Source organism: Kytococcus sp. HMSC28H12, assembly GCF_001816045.1.
Taxonomy (GTDB): Bacteria; Actinomycetota; Actinomycetes; order Actinomycetales; family Dermatophilaceae; genus Kytococcus; species Kytococcus schroeteri.
This window is the reverse complement of sequence record NZ_KV824532.1, coordinates 1-2,420: the sequence shown is the minus strand read 5'-3', so window position 1 is coordinate 2,420 and position 2,420 is coordinate 1. Positions and strand designations below refer to the sequence as shown.

Sequence of the window (2,420 nt, the reverse complement as noted above, 5' to 3'; positions counted from 1 at the left end):
GTTCAACGGCCCCCGCCTCGACCGCGGTACCCGCCTGCTGCTCACCACCCAAGGCCACTGGCCCGAGCCCGACCGGGCACGCGACGCCCTCGACCTGGGGTGCGGCAACGGCGTGCTCACCGCGGTGCTCGCCCGACGCGGGCACCGGGCGACCGGGATCGACGTCTCACGGGCGGCCGTGGCCTCGACCCGGGCGACGCTGGCCGCCAACGACCTCGACGGCACGGTGCACCTGGCCGACGGGCTGACCGGCACTCCCTCGGCGAGCGCCGACCTGGTGGTCACCAACCCGCCGTTCCACGTGGGTGCGGCCAAGGACTCCGCCCCCACGCTGGCGATGCTGCGCGACGCCGCCCGGGTGCTGCGGCCAGGCGGCGAGCTGTGGTGCGTGTACAACTCGCACCTGCCCTACCGGCAGGTGGCCCGCGAGGTGTTCACGCAGGTGCTCGAGGTGGCCCGCGACCGCGAATTCACCGTGCTGCGCGCGGTGCGCTGACGGGGCTCGGGCCGCCTCACCCGCGTCAGGCCACCCCGGCCCGGTACAGGGCGGCGTCGTCGAGGCCGGCCACGCCCTCGCGCCAAGCCGCGTGGGCGGCATCGAGCTGGGCCAGTGCACCAGCGGCCGTACCGGCGTACTCCCAGGTGTCGTAGGCACAGGCCGGGCCACCGAAGTGCGAGGCCGCCCGCATGCCGAACACACCAACCACCACGTGCGCCAGCCGCCAGGCGATGGTGGTCACCGGCGCCGGGTCGGGCTCGGGGAACGCGAAGTCCACGAGCCACTCCCCTGCACCGGCGCGCATCGTGGCCGAGGCGGGGGCGGCCTGGCCGCGGCGCCGCACCGACCAGGCGCCGGCCGCGGGCTCCCACAGGTACTCGGCGTCGGTGAGGCCCTCCAGGCGCGGGCGGGCCTGGGTGCGCCAGTGCCAGTCGAGCTGCTCGGCAAGGAAGGGGGCCAGGGGCCGGGGCGTGGTCATGGGGGCCAGTCAACCGCGGACGACAGCGCGGCGACAGACCCGCCCGCGATGCTGGGGCGTCCCCTCCGCGACCGTCCCCGTCGCCCCCCCTCCCCTCGCCGAAGGTTCCTCCGATGCCGTCCCCTCACCCCGCGCTGACGCGTGCCCGCCGCGTCCTGCTCGCCGTGGCCGCCCTGGCGACCGTGTCCCCCTCGATGCCGCTGGGAGCCCCGGCCCAGGCATCGGTCCCCGTGGAGCGCTCCGTCACCGCTCCCGCCGTCGAGGCCGCACCCACCGCCTCCACCGCGGCCACCACCGTCACCCGCCACGTGCGTGCCGGGTCCGGCATGTTCGTGCGCGTGTACCGCAACACCTCGGGCGCCTCCGCCGGCCACTACGTACCTCGGGGCGGCATGGTGAAGGGCACCGTGCAGGGCCGCTGGTTCCGCATGGCCCCCGGCCGCTACGTGCGCACGGCCGACCTCACGACCCGCCACACCCCGTACTCCTCGCGCAACGGCCGCCACGCCCCGGGGCACCTGTGCCACGTGCGGGGCTCGGCGAGCGCCGCCCACCTGCTCACGGCCTGCCGCTCGGTGCGGCCGCTGGAGCGCCTCAACCGCGCCTACCGCGCACGGTTCGGGGAGGACCTGCGCTGGGACGAGTGCTACCGCACGTACGACACACAGGTGGCCTACCGCCGTGCCTTCGGCCGCATGGCCGCCACCCCCGGCACGTCCAACCACGGCACGCTGACCCGGGCCACCTGCGACCTGCCGGAGAGCCGCCGGAAGTACGGGTTCGGCACCACGCGCCACCGCTGGCTGGTGAGGCACGGGGCCCGGTACGGCTGGGTGCAGCCCGCGTGGGCGCGCCGCGACGGCCGCAAGCCCGAGTACTGGCACTTCGAGTACGTGCGCTGAGGCGTACCCTGCCGCGGGTGCGTACCTCCTGGGTCGATGGTGGGACCCACCTCGTGCGGTCGGTCTCGTGGACCGACCGCGACCGGCCCGCGCTGGTGACCAGCGACCTCACCGAGGCCGTGCACCGCATCGCGCTGCCGGGCGCCACGCTGGCGTTCACCGTGGAGCCCGGCCGCCACTGCACGGGGCGGTCGGTGCTCACGCCGCAGGGCACGGTGCGCACCGAGGCGTGCGCGCGGCGGCGCGTGGTGGAGTCCGGTCGGCAGTGCTCCGAGTGCGCGATGGCCGACGAGTTCCGCCCCATCCACCAGGTGCACCGTGGCGGGCCGGCCGGCGAGGCGCTGCGGCGCTACCTGGACCGCCCGCACTGGCTGTACGTGGCCACCTTCGCCGACGGCGCGCCCAAGGTGGGTACCGCATCGGACCACCACAAGGTGGCGCGCCTGGACGAGCAGGGGGCGGTGCGGGCCACCTACCTGGCCCGCTGCGCCGACGGGCTGGAGGTGCGGCGCCACGAGGACGCGGTGACCGCCGGGCTGGG

At 76.0% G+C, this 2,420-nt stretch carries 3 protein-coding genes and 1 pseudogene; 3 read left to right on the top strand and 1 reads right to left on the bottom strand.

The genetic code is table 11. From position 1 onward, the window contains the following. On the top strand, nucleotides 1-496 hold a 496-nt coding region (locus tag HMPREF3099_RS12070), incomplete at its 5' end, for a class I SAM-dependent methyltransferase (protein WP_141762068.1). A 25-nt stretch (nucleotides 497-521) separates the two neighbouring features. Here HMPREF3099_RS12070 and HMPREF3099_RS07800 read toward each other — a convergent pair. After that, complete coding sequence (locus HMPREF3099_RS07800) at nucleotides 522-977, bottom strand: DinB family protein (RefSeq protein ID WP_070705457.1); 456 nt, start codon at nucleotides 975-977, stop codon at nucleotides 522-524. Nucleotides 978-1,090: 113 nt separating this feature from the next. Here HMPREF3099_RS07800 and HMPREF3099_RS07795 point away from each other — a divergent pair, with 113 nt between their 5' ends. Together HMPREF3099_RS07795 and HMPREF3099_RS07790 are read left to right on the top strand one after the other, a co-directional pair. After that, nucleotides 1,091-1,879 carry a M15 family metallopeptidase gene (locus HMPREF3099_RS07795; RefSeq protein WP_070705456.1) on the top strand — a complete coding sequence of 263 codons (789 nt, stop codon included), beginning with the start codon at nucleotides 1,091-1,093 and terminating at the stop codon, nucleotides 1,877-1,879. Between the two features lie 17 nt (nucleotides 1,880-1,896). After that, nucleotides 1,897-2,420 (top strand): annotated as a pseudogene (locus tag HMPREF3099_RS07790) (DUF2797 domain-containing protein); the annotation flags it as partial.